General features: G+C 55.1%; 25 protein-coding genes. 2 read left to right on the top strand and 23 right to left on the bottom strand.

Annotated elements, in window-relative coordinates:
• Positions 1–24: 24 nt before the first annotated feature.
• Positions 25–1,308 carry a peptidylprolyl isomerase gene (locus HZA73_05200; GenBank protein MBI5805422.1) on the top strand — a complete coding sequence of 428 codons (1,284 nt, stop codon included), beginning with the start codon at positions 25–27 and terminating at the stop codon, positions 1,306–1,308.
• 122 nt (positions 1,309–1,430) lie between these two features.
• Here HZA73_05200 and HZA73_05205 read toward each other — a convergent pair whose 3' ends face one another.
• From HZA73_05205 to radC, 22 genes are all read right to left on the bottom strand, one after another.
• Complete coding sequence (locus HZA73_05205; protein MBI5805423.1) at positions 1,431–4,262, bottom strand: M1 family metallopeptidase; 2,832 nt, start codon at positions 4,260–4,262, stop codon at positions 1,431–1,433.
• Complete coding sequence (locus HZA73_05210) at positions 4,263–4,718, bottom strand: hypothetical protein (GenBank protein ID MBI5805424.1); 456 nt, start codon at positions 4,716–4,718, stop codon at positions 4,263–4,265.
• Positions 4,715–5,257 (bottom strand): DUF4416 family protein, encoded by a 543-nt coding sequence (locus HZA73_05215; protein MBI5805425.1) that lies wholly within the window; start codon positions 5,255–5,257, stop codon positions 4,715–4,717. Before HZA73_05215 ends, HZA73_05210 begins: the two co-directional genes overlap by 4 nt.
• A 63-nt stretch (positions 5,258–5,320) precedes the next feature.
• Positions 5,321–6,004, bottom strand: a complete 684-nt coding sequence (locus HZA73_05220; protein ID MBI5805426.1) for an epoxyqueuosine reductase — start codon at positions 6,002–6,004, stop codon at positions 5,321–5,323.
• Positions 6,005–6,703 (bottom strand): DUF554 domain-containing protein, encoded by a 699-nt coding sequence (locus tag HZA73_05225; GenBank protein ID MBI5805427.1) that lies wholly within the window; start codon positions 6,701–6,703, stop codon positions 6,005–6,007.
• A 71-nt stretch (positions 6,704–6,774) separates the two neighbouring features.
• Positions 6,775–8,223 (bottom strand): DUF853 family protein, encoded by a 1,449-nt coding sequence (locus tag HZA73_05230; GenBank protein MBI5805428.1) that lies wholly within the window; start codon positions 8,221–8,223, stop codon positions 6,775–6,777.
• 17 nt (positions 8,224–8,240) lie between these two features.
• Entirely contained in the window at positions 8,241–8,747 is a 507-nt protein-coding gene (locus HZA73_05235; GenBank protein ID MBI5805429.1) for a DUF3795 domain-containing protein, read from the bottom strand.
• Between the two features lies 1 nt (position 8,748).
• A complete protein-coding gene (locus HZA73_05240; GenBank protein MBI5805430.1) occupies positions 8,749–9,060 on the bottom strand; it encodes a DUF1232 domain-containing protein in 312 nt (103 codons plus the stop codon).
• 16 nt (positions 9,061–9,076) lie between these two features.
• Positions 9,077–9,454, bottom strand: coding sequence for a GxxExxY protein (locus HZA73_05245; protein ID MBI5805431.1), 378 nt, complete (start codon positions 9,452–9,454; stop codon positions 9,077–9,079).
• Between the two features lie 25 nt (positions 9,455–9,479).
• Positions 9,480–9,677, bottom strand: a complete 198-nt coding sequence (locus tag HZA73_05250) for a hypothetical protein (protein ID MBI5805432.1) — start codon at positions 9,675–9,677, stop codon at positions 9,480–9,482.
• A 13-nt stretch (positions 9,678–9,690) separates the two neighbouring features.
• On the bottom strand, positions 9,691–10,203 hold the full coding sequence (locus tag HZA73_05255) for a hypothetical protein (protein ID MBI5805433.1): 513 nt from the start codon (positions 10,201–10,203) through the stop codon (positions 9,691–9,693).
• Positions 10,190–10,597 (bottom strand): divalent-cation tolerance protein CutA, encoded by a 408-nt coding sequence (locus HZA73_05260; GenBank protein MBI5805434.1) that lies wholly within the window; start codon positions 10,595–10,597, stop codon positions 10,190–10,192. The genes HZA73_05255 and HZA73_05260 overlap by 14 nt, the downstream gene beginning before the upstream one ends.
• Positions 10,598–10,608: 11 nt before the next feature.
• On the bottom strand, positions 10,609–11,259 hold the full coding sequence (locus HZA73_05265; GenBank protein MBI5805435.1) for a Type 1 glutamine amidotransferase-like domain-containing protein: 651 nt from the start codon (positions 11,257–11,259) through the stop codon (positions 10,609–10,611).
• The gene (locus tag HZA73_05270) at positions 11,256–11,804 is read right to left on the bottom strand and encodes an NUDIX hydrolase (protein ID MBI5805436.1); all 549 of its coding nucleotides are present in this window, start codon (positions 11,802–11,804) and stop codon (positions 11,256–11,258) included. The genes HZA73_05265 and HZA73_05270 overlap by 4 nt, the downstream gene beginning before the upstream one ends.
• A 1-nt stretch (position 11,805) precedes the next feature.
• Entirely contained in the window at positions 11,806–12,582 is a 777-nt protein-coding gene (locus HZA73_05275; protein MBI5805437.1) for a DUF4292 domain-containing protein, read from the bottom strand.
• Positions 12,575–14,233: a tetratricopeptide repeat protein gene (locus HZA73_05280; protein ID MBI5805438.1), complete on the bottom strand. Its 1,659-nt coding sequence runs from the start codon at positions 14,231–14,233 to the stop codon at positions 12,575–12,577. The genes HZA73_05275 and HZA73_05280 overlap by 8 nt, the downstream gene beginning before the upstream one ends.
• 160 nt (positions 14,234–14,393) lie before the next feature.
• Positions 14,394–15,155 carry a 3',5'-cyclic-nucleotide phosphodiesterase gene (locus HZA73_05285; protein ID MBI5805439.1) on the bottom strand — a complete coding sequence of 254 codons (762 nt, stop codon included), beginning with the start codon at positions 15,153–15,155 and terminating at the stop codon, positions 14,394–14,396.
• A gap of 92 nt (positions 15,156–15,247) precedes the next feature.
• A complete protein-coding gene (locus tag HZA73_05290) occupies positions 15,248–15,877 on the bottom strand; it encodes a hypothetical protein (protein ID MBI5805440.1) in 630 nt (209 codons plus the stop codon).
• Positions 15,878–15,917: 40 nt separating this feature from the next.
• Positions 15,918–16,499, bottom strand: coding sequence for a DUF523 domain-containing protein (locus HZA73_05295; GenBank protein MBI5805441.1), 582 nt, complete (start codon positions 16,497–16,499; stop codon positions 15,918–15,920).
• An 18-nt stretch (positions 16,500–16,517) separates the two neighbouring features.
• Complete coding sequence (locus tag HZA73_05300; GenBank protein ID MBI5805442.1) at positions 16,518–16,766, bottom strand: DUF4342 domain-containing protein; 249 nt, start codon at positions 16,764–16,766, stop codon at positions 16,518–16,520.
• Positions 16,767–16,794: 28 nt separating this feature from the next.
• Positions 16,795–18,282: a phytoene desaturase gene (gene crtI, locus HZA73_05305; GenBank protein ID MBI5805443.1), complete on the bottom strand. Its 1,488-nt coding sequence runs from the start codon at positions 18,280–18,282 to the stop codon at positions 16,795–16,797.
• 16 nt (positions 18,283–18,298) lie between these two features.
• Complete coding sequence (radC, locus tag HZA73_05310; protein ID MBI5805444.1) at positions 18,299–18,979, bottom strand: DNA repair protein RadC; 681 nt, start codon at positions 18,977–18,979, stop codon at positions 18,299–18,301.
• Between the two features lie 103 nt (positions 18,980–19,082).
• Between radC and HZA73_05315 the strand changes: the two genes are divergently transcribed.
• Positions 19,083–19,721, top strand: coding sequence for a response regulator (locus tag HZA73_05315; protein MBI5805445.1), 639 nt, complete (start codon positions 19,083–19,085; stop codon positions 19,719–19,721).
• Here HZA73_05315 and HZA73_05320 read toward each other — a convergent pair whose 3' ends face one another.
• Complete coding sequence (locus tag HZA73_05320; protein MBI5805446.1) at positions 19,722–20,429, bottom strand: DNA alkylation repair protein; 708 nt, start codon at positions 20,427–20,429, stop codon at positions 19,722–19,724. It lies immediately after the preceding gene.
• Positions 20,430–20,591: the final 162 nt, after the last annotated feature.

The raw sequence follows: 20,591 nt of genomic DNA on the forward strand, positions 1-20,591 counted from the left end.
CAAACAAACAAAGGACTATTTTTCATGAAAAAAATCTATTTGGCCGGAGGCCTGCTGCTGCTGGCTTTGACCTGCTCGCTATACGCCCAGACGGCCGGCGACGGGGTGGTGGCGGTGGTGGACGAGCAGCCTGTCCTGCAAAGCGAACTGGACAAGCAGGTCTCGCTCTTGAAACTGCAGCTCAACCAGACCCAGAACATCATTCCCGAGGACTCCCTGAAAAAACTGGCCCTGGAAAGGCTGATCGAGGTCCGGCTGCTGATGCTGCAGGCCAAGAAGGAATCGCTGGAGGTCACCGATGCCGAAGTGGAAGAAGCTTTGAACAAGAGTATCGGCGAGATGAGGTCCCAGTTTCCCAGCGAAGAGGCATTTAACGCCCAGCTTAAGGCCGAGGGTACCAATATCGACAAGCTGAAGGCCAAGCACCGGCCAGACGCCAAGAACCAGCTTATAATGCAGAAGCTGATAGACAAGAATATACGGGCCAGGGTGTCCCCGCCCACCGAGAAGGAAGTGCTGGATTTTTACGCCAGCCATAAGGACTCAATTCCCCCGGAACCGGAGAAAGCCGAGGTAGCCTGGATAGTGGTCGTGCCCAAGCCGGGCCCCGCCGCTAAGACTGCGGCCATCAAAAAGTATAATGAAGTGATGGCCAAGCTTAATGCCAAGGGCAACTTTGCCGCCTTGGCCAAAAAATATTCCCAGGATCAGGGTTCGGCCGTCAACGGGGGAGACCTGGGCTGGTTCGGGCGCAACCAGATGGTGCCCGAGTTCGAGAAGGTCTGCTTTGAAGCCAAGGTCGGGCAGGTAGTGGAGACCGACACCCGCTACGGCCGGCACATCATCAAAGTGCTGGAGAAGAAGGGAGACCAGGTGCACGCCGCCCACATACTGATCTCACCCATACCCACCGAGGCCGACCTGGCCAAGGCCCGCAAGCTGGCCGCCGGGCTGTACCGCCGGGTGACCACCGGCAAGGAGGACTTCGGCCGGGTGGCCAAAACCTACTCCGACGATCCGATGTCCAAGGAGAACAGCGGACTGCTGGGTCTGATCCCGGTGGAGGCCTTCCCCGATGCCATCAAGACCGAGCTGGCCAGCATGCAGGAAGGCGACATCAGCGAGGCGGTGGAGACCGAGCAGGGGCTGACCATCCTCAAGCTCAACAAGCGGGTGGCGGCCAGGGAGCCCACCTACGAAAACATCAAGAACGATCTGGTGGAGTACTTGAAGAACAAGAAGATGCAGGAGTCGCTGGAGGGGTATTTGAAGAATTTGAAGACCAAGTATGTGATCGAGCGGAAGTAGGGACACTGCCCGCGAAACACGCGAAAAGGCGCTAAATACTTAAGGTCAGCAAAAGAGCCTCCCCGTAATTACGGGGAGGCTCTTTGCTTTTTCCGGGTACGTACAATAGGACAGGTTAATCGCTACATCTTAACGCTAAACGATCCACCCAGGCCCACCTTCCACCTCTTCCAGTCAAACCGCTTTTCTCCTTCCAGCGGGCGGTTTATCCACAGCGGGAAGATGGCCCGTACCGGGCCCAGGGAAAGCGTGACCCCGGCGTCGGCGTAGAGGTACTTGGCCTTCATCTCCTGCCAGTTGTCTTTCACAGAGCCCACATCTCCGAACACCGAAACAAAGCCCGGCAAGACCGAGACCGAGAAATTAGCGCTTATGGCCGCGTTGCCGTGCAGGTGTCTTCCATAATAGCCCGGCAGGTTGGCCCCGCCGTCAATATGGTAATGCTCCTGGGCCGAGAACCCGCCCTTGTAGGAAATGATCATGTCGTCCAGGCCCTTGGACTTGAAGGCCCCGGAAAGGAAGTACTGCTCCTGGCTGGGGGCATTGCTCTGAATATTTCCGGCAAACAGCCGCAGGCTGGGCCTCAGCCATTTGTGGAAATAAAAGCTGTTCTTGTATTCCAGCTCGGCCCGCAGGAAGTTCTTAATATCCCAGGCCGGCTCGGCCACGTAGCCCAAAGTGGCGGCCAGCCGGAGGTCGGAACTTATAAAGGGGTTGCTGGCAGCATAGCCCCTTTCCCCGGTCAGCATGAAGATCTTGGCCGGGATGATGTCCCGGGCGTCCCAGAATCTGTACCCGTAGTCCACCATCTGGCTGTATTCCAGTTTCAGATCAAATCGTTCGGTTGGTCCCTGCATCAGGTACTTTCCCCAGCTTCGTTTCAAACCAAGGCTGGCCCAGCGCAGGTCAAAGGCCTTGCCGCCGGAAACATAGATCCTGGGCGGGCGGGGGAGGTCAGTGACAGGCGTCAGGTAATCGGCCGAGAAACTGAACTGTCTGGCTTTAAAACCGTAATAAGGAGAGAATGTCCACTGGTGTTTTCCCATCATGGGGTCGCCGTCGGCCAGATAAGCGCCGTGGGACATCACCCCCAGCCTGAAACCATTGACCGCATCGTACCAGGGCAGGGGGAAGGCGAAGATCTGATAGGCTTCGAAGTCCGGAATCCGGGGAAGAATGCAGAAGCTTACCTTACGGGGCCAGCGGTTGTTCCAGCGGTTAGCCTCCAGAATGGTCATGTTTTTATCCAGCGCCGCCCATTGCAGTTTACCGTCCATCTGCAGGTAGAAGCTGGTGTCGGGCCGCTGGGCGCTCCAATCCAGAGAATAGGACCTGTTTGCTTCGTCCAGGGCCTCGAACCTGACCGGCACCCTGAAGTCCCCCCGGCGGGAAAGCTTGAAAAGGTAAGTGTTTCCCGGAGCCTCAATCCGGGCCGCCTTGGTTATGGAATAATCGACCGGGGAGGCGTTGCTGAGCCAGATCTTAAGCGGCTGGCTGACAGTCTTGCTCGAGACCGAATCCATGACGGCCAGAAAATTTCCGGTATTTACATGCTTGAACTTGAATTTGCGGTAATAGGCTTGCATGGCGGCGTCAAAAGTGCTGTCTCCCAAATATCCTTTCAGCCACCACATCATCAGGGCCGGCTTCTTGTAGGCGGTAACGGCGTACAACGGCTGTTCGTTGACCAGCGAAGCCTTGGTGCTGATGGGCTGTTCCATCCGGTTGGCGGCGTACATATAGCTGAGGATGTAGCCGATATATCTATCCGACAGCTCCGGCAGCATCTTCTGCAAATATTTATTTGAAAGCATGTTCCCCCTGGGGCCGTACTTTTCCTCAAAATACCGCTCTTCGGAGAAGCTGTTGATCCCCTCGTCCAGCCAGGCCTCGTCCAACTCGTTGTTCCCCAGAATGCCGTAGAACCAATGGTGGCCTATTTCGTGCATCACCACGTTCTCCAGCAGCCGGGTTAACTTGTCTTCGCCCGAAGAGATGATCACCAGGTTGGGGTACTCCATGCCGCCGCCGGCCGCCATGTCTCCATCGCAGACCGTCAAAGTGGAATAGGGATAGGCACCGTACCACTTGCCGTAATAGTCCAGGGCGTCCTTGGAATACTGCATCACGTTGGCCCATTTTCCCTTGTTCTTGGGCAGGCAGAGCACTTTGATCTCCACCCCCTTGTGCGTTTCAGTTGTTTCCAGATATGAAGTATCGGCGCACCAGGCAAAGTCGTGGACATCGTCGGCGTAGAAGAAACGGTAGGAGCCGCTGTCCCCGGGCTGGTCCAGCGAATCATAGGGATTCACCAGCTCGATGCCGGTGGCCCCCACCTTCATGCCCCGGGGGACGGTCAGCCCCACGTCAAAACTGCCGTAATCCCCGTAGAACTCGCCGTTGTAGTGGTAGCCGTCGGGATGCCAGCCCAGGCTGTCATACACCGCCATCTTGGGATACCATTGGGACATCTCGTAATGCAAACCTTCATGGCCCAGCCGGGAGAATATCTTCGGGATCTTGACCCGGTAGTCCAGGGAGAAATCCAGGGAATCGCTGGGGGCCAGCGGACTGTTCAAGGGGACCTTGATCCCGGTCAGGTCCGGGCCGTATTCGTAGTTCAAGGCCTGGCCGGATGCGGCCAGTTGGTGGAGCTCGATGTATCCCCGGTCTTCGGGCTTGCTGCGCCAGAATTTGTAATCACCAGCATTCCGGGCTTCCCGGGCAAAGTCAGAATTCCTGTCCCGGTAGGCGTTGGGATAGAGGTGGAACCAGACGAACCTCAGGGTGTCCGGTGAATTGTTGAAATAGCGCAGGGTCTGGCTGGCGGACAGGCTGTGATCGGCCGTATCCAGCCGGGCCTCAATCTGATAGGCCACCCGCTGCTGCCAGGCCCAGAGGCTCCATGGGCAAAGAGAGAGGGCCAGCAGAATAAGGGTCAATGATCTTTTCATCTAAACCTCCGTTTTAAGGAGTGGTTTATCTTGAGGGATCCTTTTCCCGAGATGCAGCAACACTTCTTCCCGGTGTTTCCCAAACTGCAGATACAGCCCCCGGAAGTTCTCCAGCCAGGTCTTGTTCACGAAGGGCGAGACCAGCACCCCGGTGCGGTCGGGATAAAAGCTTTTGATCTGCTCCCAGGTCCGGGACTGGACCACGCCGCCCCGTTTCTGGGAAACTCCTTTTTCGTCAAAGCGGTAGGATGTTTTTAAAAAGAATGGGAACTCGGAAGAGATCATCAGCAAAAAAGCCAGCCCCACCCAGAACCAGGACTGCATCCAGAGATAGACCAACAGGCAGGTTATGACCGGCGCCGCTATTGCGATCACAGCCCGTTTGGGGGATTCGGCGAAAGGGTGCACTGTCCATTCAAATATCACGGCTGGTTCAGAAACTTGTTCCGGACTCATTTTTCTCCTTTTAGCTGGCTGCGGTAATCTTGCTTCAATGTTTCAAAATACTTTAGAGCTTCGGGGCTCTGGTAATCGGGGTAGGTCCATTCCAGGGGCTTAAAGCCGTCGCCCTTGTAGATCAGGGTGGTCTCGGCAAAGATCCCTTTTCCCAGATGAATGCGGTGGGAGAAATCTTTGCAGGAGGCCAGCACCAGGCGCGATTCGTTAATGTACCCGGGATCTATGTTCACTATCCGGCCCGGGGTCTCGGCCTCCCGGCTGTACTGGTCCTCCAGTTCGTTGGCCAGAAGTTTGAACTCGGCTAGCCGGTCCGGGCTTTGCAGACGGTGCAGGCTCCACCAAGTGCGGTAGAGGTTCTGGCCCATCTCTTTCTGATAGTAATCGGTGAATCCGTCGAATTCCAGCACCGGGCTTTTGCGGTCGATGAAATCGAACTTGCTCTGAAGGACCCGTTCCAGGTCCCACAGGCTGACCAGGCCGTTGTAGATCAGGCCCAGGAAATATTTTACCGGCTGGGGCGGATGGGGGAGGGACATACTTAAATACCAAAAACTAAAAATAAAATATTAAAAAGGCGAGACAGGATATCCTGAAATTCCTTAACCATTATCTTCGGCACTGCCCTGGCAGGCTTTGACGCAGACCCCGCAGATGTACTGGTTTATTCCCGGGCGGCGGGAGAAATCCTTGAGTTTGGCGATGCACTTGGGCTTGTCGTAGCCCTGTTCGGTGATGGCCCCGGCCGGGCAGGCCGTTATGCAGCGCCGGCAGGCGCCGCATTCTCCTTTAACCGGCGAGCCGGACTCAAGCGGCATATCGGTCAGCACGCTGACCAGGCGCAGCCTGGCCCGGTGCACCGGGTGGATGAATATAGCCGATCTCCCGATCCAGCCCAGCCCGGCCTGAACCGCCAGCGCCTTGTGCGACAGGTGCCCCAGGTGTTTTTCCCAGTCCACAGTCTGGGAGGCAGGGATGGGCAAAGCCTTGAAGCCTTTTTGCTGGATGTAAAATCCGAACGCTGTTGCAGCCCGGTCCAAGGCGTCATTGGCTGTCTGGTAATGGTACTTGTAGAGAAATGTCGGTTGGTCAACAATGTCATCGATCACCGGATCCGAAAGCCTGATGCCGGCCACTATTCCGTACTTCAAACCCTTGGCCGGGCCTTCCAGCTGGGGATGAAAGGTCTTGCGCACCGGATCCAAGTCTGCTATTCCGAACACCGACATGCCCAGGGATGCAGACAGGTCGCGGAGTTCTTCGGTATATTTGTAAGGGTCGGTCATTTACTTTATCCAGCCCAGCCAGGCGCCAAGCCACAGTAGCAGGGGGGCCAGGAACACCGCCGGCAGCAGGTTGGCCACCTTAAGCTTCAGGTTGCCCAGCAGGTTCAACCCGATGCCCAGCACCAAAAGTCCGCCGGCCGCGGACATCACGTCGATATAGGCTCCGGGCAGGATGCCCTGGAACAGATAGGCTGCCAGAGTCAAAAGGCCCTGATACAACAAAACCACCAGGGCCGAGAAGATGACGCCCAGGCCCAGCGAGGCCGCCAGGGCGATGGAACTGATGCCGTCCATCAGGGACTTGGTGAACAGCAGGGTGTGGTCGTTCTTAAGCCCGTCCTGCAGGCAGCCCACGATGGTCATGGGACCGACGCAGAACAGCAGGGAGGCGGTGACGAAGCCGGTGACGAATTTGTCGCTCTTGCCTTTGGAGAACCTGGCCTCCAGCGCCCGGCCCAGATCATCCAGCCTTTGCTCGATGTCCCACCACTGTCCCAGCAGGCCGCCCAGCACCATGGCGATCAGCACCATGAACAGGTGGGGGCTTTTAAAGGACAGGTCCAGCCCCACGATCAGGGTGAACAGGCCTATGGCCTGCATCACGATGGCGGAGAATTTCTCCGGCATTCGCTTGTGCAGCAGCAGGCCCAAAAGACTGCCCAAGATCACGGCGGCGGTATTGGCGATGGTTCCCAGCATGCTTTGTAGACCTCTCCCTTCGTCCCTCTCCTGGGAGGAGAGGGATAGTTATTTGGAAAAACATTGTCCTTTTAACGGAAGATTGAGCCCAGTATCCCCCGGATGATGGTGCGGCCGGCCTGACTGGCGGCGGCCCGGGCCGCACTCTTGACCATGGCCTCGGCCACGCTCTGGCGCTGTCTTGGCGCCGCCGTCCTGGCAGCGGTCTTGGGAACATTCACCGGTGCGGTCTGGGTCGTTTTCTCGGCCTTGGCCTTTAGCAGTTCGTAGGCCGATTCCCGGTCCACCATTTTTTCGTAATGGCCGAAAAGCACCGATGTTTCTATCACCTTTTTCCTCTGGCCGTCATCCACCGGGCCCAGCTGGCTGGCGGGGGGAACGATGTAGGCTTTCTGGGTCACTGACGGGCTGCCCTTCTCATCCAGCAGCGAGACCAAAGCTTCGCCTACCTCCAGCTGGGTGATGGCCGTTTCGATGTCCAGTTTGGGGTTGGAGCGGAAGGTCTGGGCCGCGGCCTTGACGGCCTTCTGGTCGTTGGCGCTAAAGGCCCGCAGGGCGTGTTGGATCCTGTTCCCCAGCTGCCCCAGTATCTTGTCCGGAATGTCGGTGGGATTCTGGGTGACGAAGTAAATGCCCACCCCCTTGGAGCGGATCAGGCGGACCACCTGCTCGATCTTCTCCACCAAAGCTTGCGGCGCATCTTCAAACAGCAAGTGGGCCTCGTCGAAGAAGAAGACCAGTTTCGGCTTTTCGGCATCGCCCATCTCCGGCAGCTGCTCGAACAATTCCGACAATAGCCACAGCAGGAAGGTGGCGTACATCTTGGGCGACTGCATCAGCCGGTCGGCGGCCAAAAGATTCACCACCCCGCGGCCCTTTTGGTCGGTCTGGATCAGGTCGTCCAGGTTCAGGGCCGGCTCGCCGAACAACTGGTCCGCGCCCTGTTCATCCAATGCCAGCAGAGAGCGCTGGATGGTGCCGATGCTGGCGGCCGAGATCTTGCCATATTCGGTGGTGAACTCGGAGGCGTGATCCCCGGCATACTGCAGCATGGAACGCAGGTCTTTCAGGTCCAATAACAGCAGGCCGTCGTCATCGGCTATCTTGAAGACCAGCGACAGCACGCCGCTCTGGACCTCGTTCAGATTAAGCAGGCGGGACAAAAGCAGGGGGCCCATCTCGGAGATGGTGGTCCGGGCCGGGTGGCCCTTTTGGCCGTAGACATCCCAGAACACCGCCGGGCAGGGCTCGAACCCAAAGTCCTTAAGACCAAGGGTCTTTATCCGGTCGTTTATCTTTGTGTTCTGGCCCCCGGCCTGGCTTAAGCCGGCCAGGTCGCCCTTGACATCGGCCAGAAATACCGGAACACCGATCCGGCTGAAGCTTTGGGCCAGACTTTGCAGGGTGACGGTCTTGCCGGTACCTGTGGCGCCGGCCACCAGCCCGTGGCGGTTGGCCATCTGGGGCAGGAGGTAAAGTTCCTTCTCGCCCTTGGCGATCAATATGGGATTTATGGACATTTTATGAACTCCGCAGCTCAAAATTTATTGTGATCTTTTGATGTTTCCAGTTCTTTTCCGCATTGCGAGCATTTTTCCTGGTACCATGAAAAAGAGGTTCCGCACCCGGGGCATTTCCAGCGTTGCTCCTGCTGTTTAAGCCATTCTTCCTCGCTATGATCCTTCAAGAACTCCAGATTCCGGAGCATCACCTTGCAGTGGGGAAGGAATTCCTTTACTTTCTGGACAAGGTCTGCCAAACGTTTGGTATGAGGGCAGGGATAATCATTGCACTGGATGCATGATCCGACCTTTTTCTCGCGGGCGCAGGCTCTAATCGCACAGCCTTGGCAGCCGGCAAAGACAGTGCCGGACTTACAGCCATGGCAGATTATTTCCGCCTGCGTGATGTATTTGCTGAACTTACCTGGCAGGTCTTCCCATCGGGCTTTGGCGCTGGTGGCAAGCTCTTTGCGGTAGGCTTTGATTATTTCGCAGGCCCCGCAGTAAAGCCCGCAGTAACTATCGTAACGAAATTCTTCCATGTTAGCTGGCCTTTTGATCGTCCCGCCATTTCCGGTATTTGCGCAGGTCCTTTCGGATCAGGGCCAGTTCCAGGGCGGCCACGGCGGCATCGTCTATGGCCCCGAAAAAGGGAATGGCATCGGGCACGAGGTCAAAGGGATTGAAGATGTAGAACAGGGCCACGGCTATGCCGAACAGCGTCCATCCGGGGGTCACAGGATAGCGTTTTTTGAAGGAGTCCCGGAGCATAGAGGCCAAAGCGCCGAAGTCATCCAACAGCTCCCGGATAAATCCATTATTTTTCTTTTGCGGAACCATAATATATTTAGACACTGAAAAACACTGATTATTAAAATATTTTTCTACAGATTTTAACCCGGTTGCCAAAATATATCAAAAGATCAACCTTTATTTTAGTTGCTTTTAAATAATTTACCAGTTGGGTCTCATGTGCTTTTGAGAGTTCACTGCAGGATTTTAATTCAATGACTACTTTTCCATCAACAATAATGTCGGCAAAATAATCGCCCACAACGTGCTCTTCAAAATAAACCTTAATTGGCACCTGCTGTTCGATAGTATGCCCAGCTTGTTTCAGTTTAATTGACAGGGCATTCTCGTATACCTTCTCAAGGAAACCGAAACCAAATTTTCTATGCACCTCGTAAGAACAGCGGATTATGGAATCGGTTATTTCCGAGTAGATATATTTAGATTCAATAGTCATAGAAATGCAGTGTATTCAGTGTCAATTAATCCCTTTGTGAGTCTCTGGTAAAGGCGGCTATTGACCGGTCATAGCTTGCTTCTCCGTTCTTGGTGAAGAAACAGCCGGGGATCTCCCCGTTCTTGCGGTGGTAGGCCACGCACTCGCAGCACAGCCCCTTGCGGGAACAGGGGGAATAAGTGCAGGTGCAGTTCGTGAGATTAGCTGTTTTATTGCATTCCATTTGTCCGCTCGTTTTATTGTTTCATTGCCGAATCCAGGATAGTTCCGAGTTGTTCCGGTTTCTGGGTCCCGATCAGTATTCTTTTACCGTCCTTGAGCACCAGCTGCAGTCCTTTATTTCCGGATACATTATAAGCCAGCCCGCCGCTGCCCCGCTTGATTCCCCAGCCGCCGTATTCCAGAATGGGCCGGTAGGTGCGCACGGAGTGTTCCCTGATGTCAGAAAAGGGGAATGTTACCGGTTTCCGGTGAAGGGGTTTGAACTGAACTGATATTCCCTGGTTGGTGACCCGGGTGATAAGTTTCAATGAAATGAATAGGGCGGTAATTCCCAGGCAAAGCAGGGCCCCCATTGCCATGCCGAACAGGTCGGCGGGGCCGGAGGGCCGGGGCGGCACCGGCCCGAAGAACTGGGCAAAGAACATGGTGAAATAAGCCACGTCCATTCCTATCAGAACCAACCACAGCCAGACCTGTCCAAAGCGCTGTTCTTCGGTGAATATGAATGGTTCATTATTTGCTTCCATCCGTCTTCTTTCCTTTTGACAGTTCGGTTTTCTTCTTCAGATATTCCCGATTCTTCTCTTTGCGCTCCCTTTTCTCCACCGGCCGTACGGTCTCGTCCAGGATCCATTGTAAGAAAGGGGTGTAACCGTCCCGGATCCGCCACATCACTATCTGGGGCACCGTGTCCGGATGCAGCTGCTTGATCCGCCGCTCGATCCGCTTGAAGAACCGGTGCTCAGCCTGGAAGAACACGGCCCACTCGGCGCGCTGTTCTATCTTTCCCTGCCAGCGGAACAGGGATTCGGCCTGGATGATGTTGGCCCCGGCCGCCAGCTGTTCCTCCAGCAGGATGCGGGCGGTTCTGGCGGCATCTTCCTTGAAAGGGAAGGTGGAGTATACTATTATGCAATTCATTTTTTCGTACGCTATTGTGATTTTATGATTCCGTTCTCTATCTTCAGCAATTCTCCCACCAGTTCTACCTTTCCGCGTTTTATCACCATCCCGTCCCCGTCCTTGCAGGCGTAGACCGTGGCTTGGTTCACCTTTGAGAAATATTGAACATCCTCCAAACGTCCTGCCCGCAAATTCCAGTGGGGCAAAAAATGAAAGTCCACTAGGCCCACTGCCTGATGCTTGTCCGTCCGGCTCTGGTAGAATACGTGCGAGATTTTGATGCTGGGAGTGAGCACAATGGCCCCGGCGCTGATGCCCAGCAGGATGCCGCCATCCTCCCAGTATTTCTTAAGCACCGGGCCGAAGTTCCTTTTCCTGATGGAACCCAGGAACTGGAAGGGGTCGCCCCCGGATAGGTGGATGGCATCGCAGGCCAGCAATTCGTCTGTCTTGGACGGATCATACTCCTTGTTCAGGTCAAAGTACAGGATGTCTTCGATCCCGTACTTCTTATAGTATTCGTATTTTTCCCTGTAATACTTCCTGGTGCTGTCCGAGGCCGAGGGGATGTAGGCCAGCTTGGGCTTGTCCTTGTTGACCAGCTCCAGTAACCGCCGGTCCAGTTTTTCATTCCCGGGGACCACCTGATCGCTGTAGAATATTATGGCGCCGCTTTTCACGATAAAAAGAAAAGGTTCAGCGCAGCCAGAGTGATGCCGCAGTTTATCCGGTTGCTTCGGATCATCTTCTTTACACCGGCCGGAGAGAACTCTGATATCTCCAGAATGGACTCGTCGTGCTGCTGGTTAAGGCTGGAGACTTTGGGATGTTTCAACTTCCTGGCCAGATACACTATGATCTCGGCATTCTCGTGTCCCAACGCGGTGTAGAAATTGCCCAGCCTTTTCCATTTAGCCGCTTTCAGGCCGATCTCCTCCCACAGCTCCCGCTTAGCAGAAGCTAAAGCACTTTCCCCTTGGTGAATGGCGCCGGCCGGCAGTTCATAGAAAACATTATCCAGAGCATAGCGGTATTGTTTGACCAGGTATATTCTTCCCGCATCGTTCACCGCCACCACGGCCACCCCCGGCCCTTTCTGGACCACGCCGTAGATCCCTTTACGGCCGCCGGGATAGGAAATGCGGTCATGCCGCACCGTGATCCAGGGGTTCTTGTAAACAATTTTAGAAGACAGGGTCTTCCAGCCGTATTTATTCTGGTTCATTTTAAAACTCGCCCGGAGTTACGCCTTTGGGCAGAGGTTGCTGCCAGGTTTCAGCCTTAAATGAGTCTGCAGGGGAGATCTTGCCGTAGGTAATCGAAAGTTCAAGATGCTGGCGAGGCTTTTCCATTTCGATCTCATAAGGGCGGTAACTTACTCCCAGCGTTTGCCATCTGCCGTATCTGATCTGCTGCAGGTCCCCGGTCCCGGACTGAACCCGGTATTCCGCTATCCTCCCGATCTTGGGGTCCACCCGGAAAATGTAGGCCGCCAGACTGTCCTGATAGCTGAAGTTCGAGTATTCGTCCTCCCCGGCAAAGTTGCATTGGCCCGGGGGCAGGGGAGGCCGGCCTTCCAGCATCTTAAGGAACTGGTCCAGAGAAAATCCCAGAGTGTTGGCCGAGGCCGAGTCTATCCGCTGGATCTGTCCCTTCAGGTAAACGCCCTTGATGGGGATGTTCAGCCAGGCCAGGCTGTCGCAGACCGCGGCCGAGGCCAGGGTAAATCCCAGGAAACCGGAGATGTCTATCCGCATCCTTTGGGGGCTTTCCCAGCGCAGGGTGAAGGAAAAAGACTGGTTGATATCCGGGGAACGAAGACTGATGTCCCCCTCGGCCAGATAAGGCAGGCGCGGTTCGGAATAACCATGCTGCACCTGCTGCCAGACCTTTTCGGGGGTGGGCTTTTGGGGCTTGGTTTTGAAATGGGAACAGCCGGGAAAAAGGCAGAAGGCAAAAAACAAAAAACAAAAAGGCAGCAGCTGGCGTTTAAGTTCATTCATGGGCTTCGATCTTCTTTCTGATATCATCCTTTTTAGGGTCCAACTTCAGGGCCTTGCGCCACTGTTCCAAGGCCTTCTCACTTTGTCCCAGAGCCGAATAGATGTCCCCCAGGTGGTCCCGCAAGGCGGAATCATCTGACAGAATATTTACAGCCTTCTCCAGTTCTTGCTGGGCCTGGGAGATCTTTCCCTGTTTAAAGTATATCCAGCCCATGCTGTCGATATAATAGGCGTTGTCCGGTTCGGCCTGCAGGGCCTGGGCCAACATGGTCTCGGCTTGGTCCAGGTTTATGCCCCGTTCGGCGTACATATAGCCCAGATAATTCAATGCCAGGTGGTTCTGGGGCTGGCGGGCCAGCAGCAGAAGGAAATAGCGCTCGGCCGCTTCAAAGTCTCCCGACCTCTCATAGGCGGCGGCCAGGTTAAAGACCAGGTTAAGGTCCCTTTTGTTCTTGGGATAAAGTTTAAGATAATGGGGGATGGCCTGGGAATACTGCTCCAACTGGACATAGGCATAGCCCCAGATGTAATCCAGTTGCATCTTGTTGCCGTGGCGGCGGGACCTTTTAAAAGATATTTCGGCGGAATCCTTCCGGTCACAGGCCAGCTGACAGATCCCCAGGTTCAGCCATCCCTCGGACAGGCGGGGCAGTATCTTCAGTGTACGGCTGAAATACCCGGAGGCTTCGGCATACTGCTTCTGCTCCATCTTTAGCTTAGCCAGGGTATACAGGGCCTCGGTGTTAAGGCTGTCGTCCTGCAGCAGCAGGTCAAAGTTCAGAAAGGCATTGGGAAAGTCCTTTTGCTGGTAGTAAAGGCGGGCCAGCTGCAGTCTTAAATTCCTGTCCTTGACCCCCAATGCCAGAATCTCCTCGGCCTTAAGGATGGCCCCGGAAAAATCGTTCTTTAAAAGCAGCAGGTTGAAGATGTGTCTTTTAAGGTATTGATTCTTGGGAGCCAGTTCTTCGGCCAAAAGATAATATATGTAGGCCGAGTCCGGCTGTTCCCTCGCTTCGTAAAGCGCGGCCAGGGAAAGGGAGGCCTTGGCATTCTGGGGATCGCTCAGTAAAACAGACCGGTATTGTTCTATGGCTGGCTGGTATTTCTTGGCCCGGGCCAGCACCCCGGCCAACTGGAACTGAAGCTCCGGGTCGTCATTCTGCTCCATGGCCTTAACCAAAACTGCCTGGGCCGAATCCGGTTGGTTTACCACTTCATGCAGCCCGGACAGGGTGACCGCAACCTCGCTGTTTTTGGGATCCAGCTGGAAAGCTTTTTGGTATTCGGCCAGGGCCGCCGGCCAGTCCTTGGCAATCAGGTGGGAGTTGCCCAGTATAAGGTGGGGATCGGCGCTGGCGGAGTCCAGCCGGGCAGCCTTTCGGGCATACAGCGCCGCCAGGGTGTCATTGCCCAATTCGTAATAGTTCTGGGCTATGTACAGATGCAGCAGGGCCGAGTTCTGGTTGAGCTTAAGTGCCTGCTTATAGGTCTTGATGGCCCCCTTAAGGTTCCCCTGATCCTCCTGGGAGGCAGCCAGGTCTATGTGATCCAGCAGGGAAAGGTTAGCCTGCCCGGGATCCATAACCTGTCTTTTAACACAGCCTGCAGTCAAGGACAGTCCCAACAGCAGTAAGATGAGATTGTTTTTCAATATCTTAACCCTTGAACAATTTAAGATGAATAATGTCAGGATACCATATTCTATGGTATTCTTGATGCTTTTGCAAGCAAAAAATAGGCCGGAACACTCATCCTGGTGTTCCGGCCGGTTGTTGGTTTCATGTGCAAATAATGGGTCAATAAGTGAAACTTTAAAATATATATCGGGCGCCTTCCCGAGCCAGCTTGATCCGGGGATTCTTCAGCGCGGTGATCTCCTGCCTGATCTCCTTTGCGAACAGGGCCTTGATGTGGAAGACGTAAAAAGGAACCTTCAGGCCGGACTTGGCGATCTCCCCGGCCAGGGTTTTGGGCGTCAGGTGGCCTGAGGCATCCGCCAGGTTCTGGAGGCGGTTGGGAAAGGAAGTTTCTATCAGCACCGCCTTCAGGTCTTTCACCTTTTTGCCTTCCTGCCAGATGCGTTCGGTGGGCTTGGTGTCGGCGGTGTAGAGCAGGCTGGATTTGCCGTCCGATATTATGAAGCCCGCGGTGGGCACGGAATGGCTGACCTTGACGGCCTTAACCGTGTGTTTGCCGATAGTGACGGTCCTGTTTTCCCTTAACGGACAAAGCCGGTACACCGCCCGCTTCCGGTCCGGAATAGCGGTGAAATCGGGCCAGACCTGGTTGTTGAAAAGCTGCTGGTGCAGGCTCCGCAACACTTCGGGGAGGCTGGCGATGCTGACTGGCTTTTGGGTGCAGCCGGCCAGGTTGTCGGCCATCATCAGCAGCCCCAGGCTGTGGTCGATGTGAAGGTGGGACAGAAAAACCGTTTCGATCTTTTTCTGTTCTTCAAAGCTGAGCTTTGAGGCGGCGGCCCCGGTGTCTATCAATACAGTTTTGTCCAGCAAAAAACTGGTCAGCCCAAAGCCGGGAAGTTTTGATCCGGAAGCGCCCAATACCCGAAGTTTCATATCAAGCCCTTATCTTAAGTTGGATTTTCTGAGAGGGTTGCCGTAAAGACAGGCGGGGGCAGGTTAGACCGAGGTAACGGGGAAGTGAATGTTTAGGGAGCCAGGCCCAGGCCGGCCACCAGGCCCAGGGGACGGATGTCTCCGCCAAGTTGCATATATAAATAACGTCCCAGTTTACAGTAAATGCCACCGGTAACATTAAGATTTACTGTGGAGTTGGCGTCATCTCTAACCCAGTAAGAACCATCGGCGCTTATGCCTCCGGTATAAGGTTCACGGTACTGCCGGTAAGCTTTATGGAAGGAAGCTCCCAGCCCCAGATATGAGCAAAAACGGTCATTTATGGGCCAGGTGATCCCACTGTTGACAGAAATCCAAGAATAACCAGTGTCCTTTAATGTGTCAGCATAAAAGGCAGTTTCCACATCTTCAACTGTTAGGTTTTCGGATAAATAAGGAGAGATCTCCAGTAAGGTAAGGTCCATTTTATATTCTAAAAAAAGGCCATAGGTTCTGGAGCGGGAAAAACCCAGGGTAAAGCCTATATATTGGTTGGGAATATTGGCGGTGTATCCCAAAATAATCCTGGTTCCGGAATTGAACCCGGGGCCTTCCTCGTCAAGATAATTATATTTGTCCCCCTGAGCCTGGGTCTGGCCTGGAACGATGATTAAAGCGGCAAATATTGTGAGGAATAATCCCGCTTTTAACGCTTTTAACATACTATCCTTATATTACGCTGTATTTTTGGTTATTTACGTTTTAATCTACGGCCCTTGACGGCGGGGCTTTATTTTTGGAAACTGATCCCCAATGTTCCTTTAATCTTACCATGGCCGATACCCTGGCCAGGAAATGTTTCCGGATGACGGTATTGTTCAAGTGATTCTCGTCCACGATGGCCAGCCCCGGGTAAAACTCCAAAGCCCGGCCGCCAAAGAAGCCCTGGCTCCTGACTGTCAGGAGTGTTTGCTTTACACTGGAGCCTGAATAAACCTTGACATCCCTGAGGCCGCAGGAGGGTGAGCGGCTCTTAAACAGAAAACCATCCACAGGCCCCAGGTTCCTGAAAAATAGTCTTATAAAGGCGTTCATTTCTTTGGTCAGGTCCCGGCCAGTGGCCGGCTGGTACAAGTAGCGGCGGCCCTTGATTTCTACGATCCTGATGGGGTCGCGTGGTATGCCCAGCCCGATCTCCTGTTCGGGGCAGACCGGGACGAAGTCTACATGGTCCTTAAGTTTCCTAACCAAAGGACTGGAGATCATCAGGCCGTTGTAGCGGCAGGCGGCGAACCCCAGGCATTTGCTGACGACTATCCGGGGTTTTATTGATTTGACTGTCATTTTAGGAAAATAGTTTACCTACGGCTGTTCCCGCTCCACCTTGACCGTGCACTCGGTCACTAATGCCGCCACCGCGCCGATAGCGGCCAGGGTCGGGGCGATCAGGGCGCCCACCACCCCGATGGTCAGGGGAAAGGCCATGATGGTCTTGCCGTCCCGGTCGATGATGGTGATGCGGCGGATGTTGCCCTGACGGACCAGTTCCTTGATCTTGGCCAGCAGCTGCTCGCCGGATACCTTTATCTCTTCGGTGAATTGATCGGGCATGATTCTATTCCTTTCACAATTGGTTTGATCAGGAGACCTTGGTTCCCATGATCATTGAGGCCGCAATCCGCCCCGACTGGTAAATGGTGGGCAAGCCCGAGCCGGGGTGGGTGCCGCCGCCAACCAGGTAGCAGTTGCCGAACTCCTCGAACTTATTATGGGGCCTAAAGGACAGCATCTGGCTTATCTTGTGGCTTAGGTTGAAGGTGGCTCCGTGGTATATCCCGTATTCATTTTCCCAGTCGGCCGGGGTGATGATCTTCTCCGCCTCTATATGTTGGTCAATGTCCTTGAGCTCGGTCTTCTGCTTGATGATCCCGATCACCCGGTCGCGGAAGGCTTTTCGCTCCTTCTGCCAGTCCAGCCCCGATGTCTGGTTGGTCACCGGCACCAGCACGTAGACGGCGGATTTGCCCTTTGGTGCCAAAGTGGGGTCGGTGATGCTGGCGTTCTGGATATAGACCGAGGGATCGCTGGACAGGGCCTTGCGGCGGACGATGTCCTCTACGTTATTCCGGTAGTCATCGGCGAAGATCACGTTATGGTGCGGTATGTCGTACAGCTTGTCCAGGCCCAGGTAGAGCATGAAGGTGGAGCAGGAATATTCCATCCTGTCCAGTTTTTGATCGGTATATTTCTTCCTGTCCTGCGGAGCGACCAGATGCCGCATGGCCCAAGCGAAATCCGGGTTGATGATCACCGCATCGCCCCGCACCTCGTTTCCATTTTCCAGGATGACCCCAGTCGTTTTGCCGTTTTCGACGATGATCCGCCTGACCGGGGTGTTCAGGTGGATCTTGCCGCCGTCCTCCCGGATCACCCGGGCCATGGCTTCCGATATCTTATTGAGTCCGCCGATGGGGTGGTAGATGCCGAACTTGTGCTCGATGATCGAGAGTATGGTGAAGGTGGCCGGGCACTGCCAGGGCGACATCCCCAGGTATTTGGCCTGGAAGGTCATGGCGATCCGCAGGTGCTCGTGCCTGAAATAACTGGACAGCCTGTCATACACCGAGGCAAAGGGGTCCAGACGGGGAATGGCTTTAAGGAACCGGGGCTTGAGATAAGAGAGCAAACTGCCATAAGGCACCTTAAGGCAGGGATAGACCCGGTCGAACTTCTTGCCCTCGGTCTTTTTGAACCGCAGGTAATTCTGACCGTCTCCAGGGAAGGCCCGCTCGATCTCCGCCACCATCATTTTCTCGTCCCCGGTGGGGAAGAAGTCCTTTGCCCCGTCAAAGCGCAGGCGGTACATGGGATCGATGCGCTTCAGATCCAGGTATTTGTTCAGGTCCCGGCCAGCGTCGGCGAAGGACTGCTCCAGCACTTCCAGCAGCATCAGAAAAGTGGGGCCGGTGTCAAAGGTAAAGCCGCCCAGCTTGATAGGAGCGTTGCGGCCGCCCACCACGTCCTTCTTTTCAAAGATGTCCACCTGGTGCCCTTGGTGGGCCAGCAGCATGCCGGCGGTCAGCCCGCCAGGCCCGGCCCCGATGATGATCACTTTTTTCTTCGGCATGACAGTATTGTTATTGTTACAATAATTTATTCTCGGCGAAACTATAGTAACCGGCCCTTCCCACTATCAGGTGGTCCAGCACCCGGATGTCCAGCGTCCTGGCCACGCTGATGATGGAATCGGTCAGCTGGCGGTCCTCCGGCGAGGGCTGGCAGTGCCCGCTGGGGTGGTTGTGCACCAGGATCAGCCCGGCGGCGTGCAGGTTCAAAGCCTCTTCGATGATCCGCCGGGGATAGACAGCCGCCTTGTCCACCGTGCCCTGATTGATGGTCTTGTATTTCAGCACTTCGTTCTTGGTGTTGAGATAGATGCAGAGGAAAGCCTCGTTGGGCAGTCCGGCCATCTTGGTCCGGGCGAAGGCCAGCACCGACTGGGGCGAGGAGAGGGCGTCCCTGGATATCATCCCGGCCGCCAGGTACTGCTCGGACAGGTGCTTGGCCAGCTTGATCAGCACCGCCGGGGAGTTTCCCAGGCCCTTGACCTTCTCCAGGTCTTCAGGCGAAGCGTCCAGCACTCCGGCCAGGCCGTTGAACCTGTCTATTAACACCTTGGCCAAAGGTTTCACGTCGCGGCGGGGCAAGGCGTAGGCCAGCAGCAGTTCCAGAAGCTCGTAGTCGTGAAGGCCTTCCCCGGCGGTCTGGCGGAATTTATCCCTCAGCCTCTGACGATGTCCCGATGTCTGTTCTTTCTTGTCCACGTCTCGCCTTTGTTGTGTTCCCTTGCCTGAAAGAGAAACCGGCTTGCATATTTGCCTGGTTTGTTATACAATTTATCTGAACCCTCTTTTAAAACGGAGGCCTATGGAAAAGTACACCATTCTGGTGGTAGAAGATGAAGCCAACATGGCCCGCCTGCTGGAATTTCAGCTGCGGAGCGCCGGCTATCAGGTGATCCAGGCCCGGGACGGCCAGGACGGCCTGCAGGTGGCCAAAGAGAAGCATGTGGACCTGATCCTGACCGACATCATGATGCCGCTGATGGACGGCTACGAGCTGTGCCGGGCGGTCAAACAGAGCCCGGAGCTGTGGCACATTCCAGTGATCATGCTCTCGGCCAAGGCCGACCGGGCCAGCATCATCCACGGTTATGCGGTGGGGGCCGCCCGTTACCTGACCAAGCCCCTTAAGCGCGAAGAATTGTATAAGGGCATCGACCTGCGGCTTAAATACTCCTACAAGGCTAAGGTCATGCTGGACCGCAAGGCCAAGGAGTGGGCCGGCCAGCTTTCGGAGAACAACGTTTTTACTGTGCTGGAGCTTTTCTCCATAGGCGGATGGACCGGGCGGATAGACATCACCAATTCACTGGGCCAGCACGGCTGCCTGCACATAGCCGGGGGGGCCATCCTTAGCTGCAGCCTGGAAGGGCAGAGCAATAATTTCAACATCTTCCTGGTGCTGTCCTGGGAACAGGGCGAATTTACCGCCTTCCGGTACTGATCATTTAACCATGGCTTTTTTGCGTAGTGTGACCGGCATCTTTTCTATGGCATATCTTAAGGCCGTCCGGGGCATCCGATCCTTGTTCTTCATCACATAGCCGAAAATATCACGGGGAAATTTGACGTAAGCCTCTTTAAGCAGCCAGCCATATCCCTTTTGCACCAGGTAATGCTCATCGTTCATCAGAGTGTCCGATGTTCTAAGTATCTCCGGCAAGGCCCGGCCTAATTTGGCGGGAGAGATCAGGATCACCGCCGCCGCCCGGCGCAGGTGCCATTCCCGGGATCTGGTCCAGCGGAACACCTGAGGCAGGAATTTTGGATAACGGCAGATGAAATATCCCAAGGCCCGCCGGCAAAGGTCGTCCACCCCACCCCAGTTGCTGACATGGTCCTTGAGCCAGCGCTCCAGTGTCTTGTAATCGGCTGGCTCGAACTGTCTGCGGAGCCGCCAGGCCCAGTCGAAGGCGATGGTGCGCTCCTCGGCGGTATCGCAGCTCAGCAGCTTGTCGCACAGGGCGAAGAGCACAGGTCTCTCCAAGCCCTTTACCTGCTGATAGTACTTGGCCGAGATGGCCCTGACCGCCGGAAGGCGCACTCCGTGCAGGACAATTCCTTCCTTGAAGTAGTTCTGAGCTCCCCGGCGGTAGACGGGGTCAACATTCTGCAGCAGCTCGGCCCTGATCTGTTTGATGATATCATTCATGCTGATCTAATAATTTAAGCACAACGTCGCATAATATGCAACAAAATAATGAAAATAATTTGATCTTTTTGCCGGCGTTTATCGTCGCCCGGACCAAATAACCCAGCCTTACATGATCCGGGGAATTATGATCAAAACAATTGTTGACATTTAAAGCTGCCA

It is taken from the genome of candidate division TA06 bacterium, assembly GCA_016235665.1.
Lineage (GTDB): Bacteria > Edwardsbacteria > AC1 > AC1 > EtOH8 > UBA5202.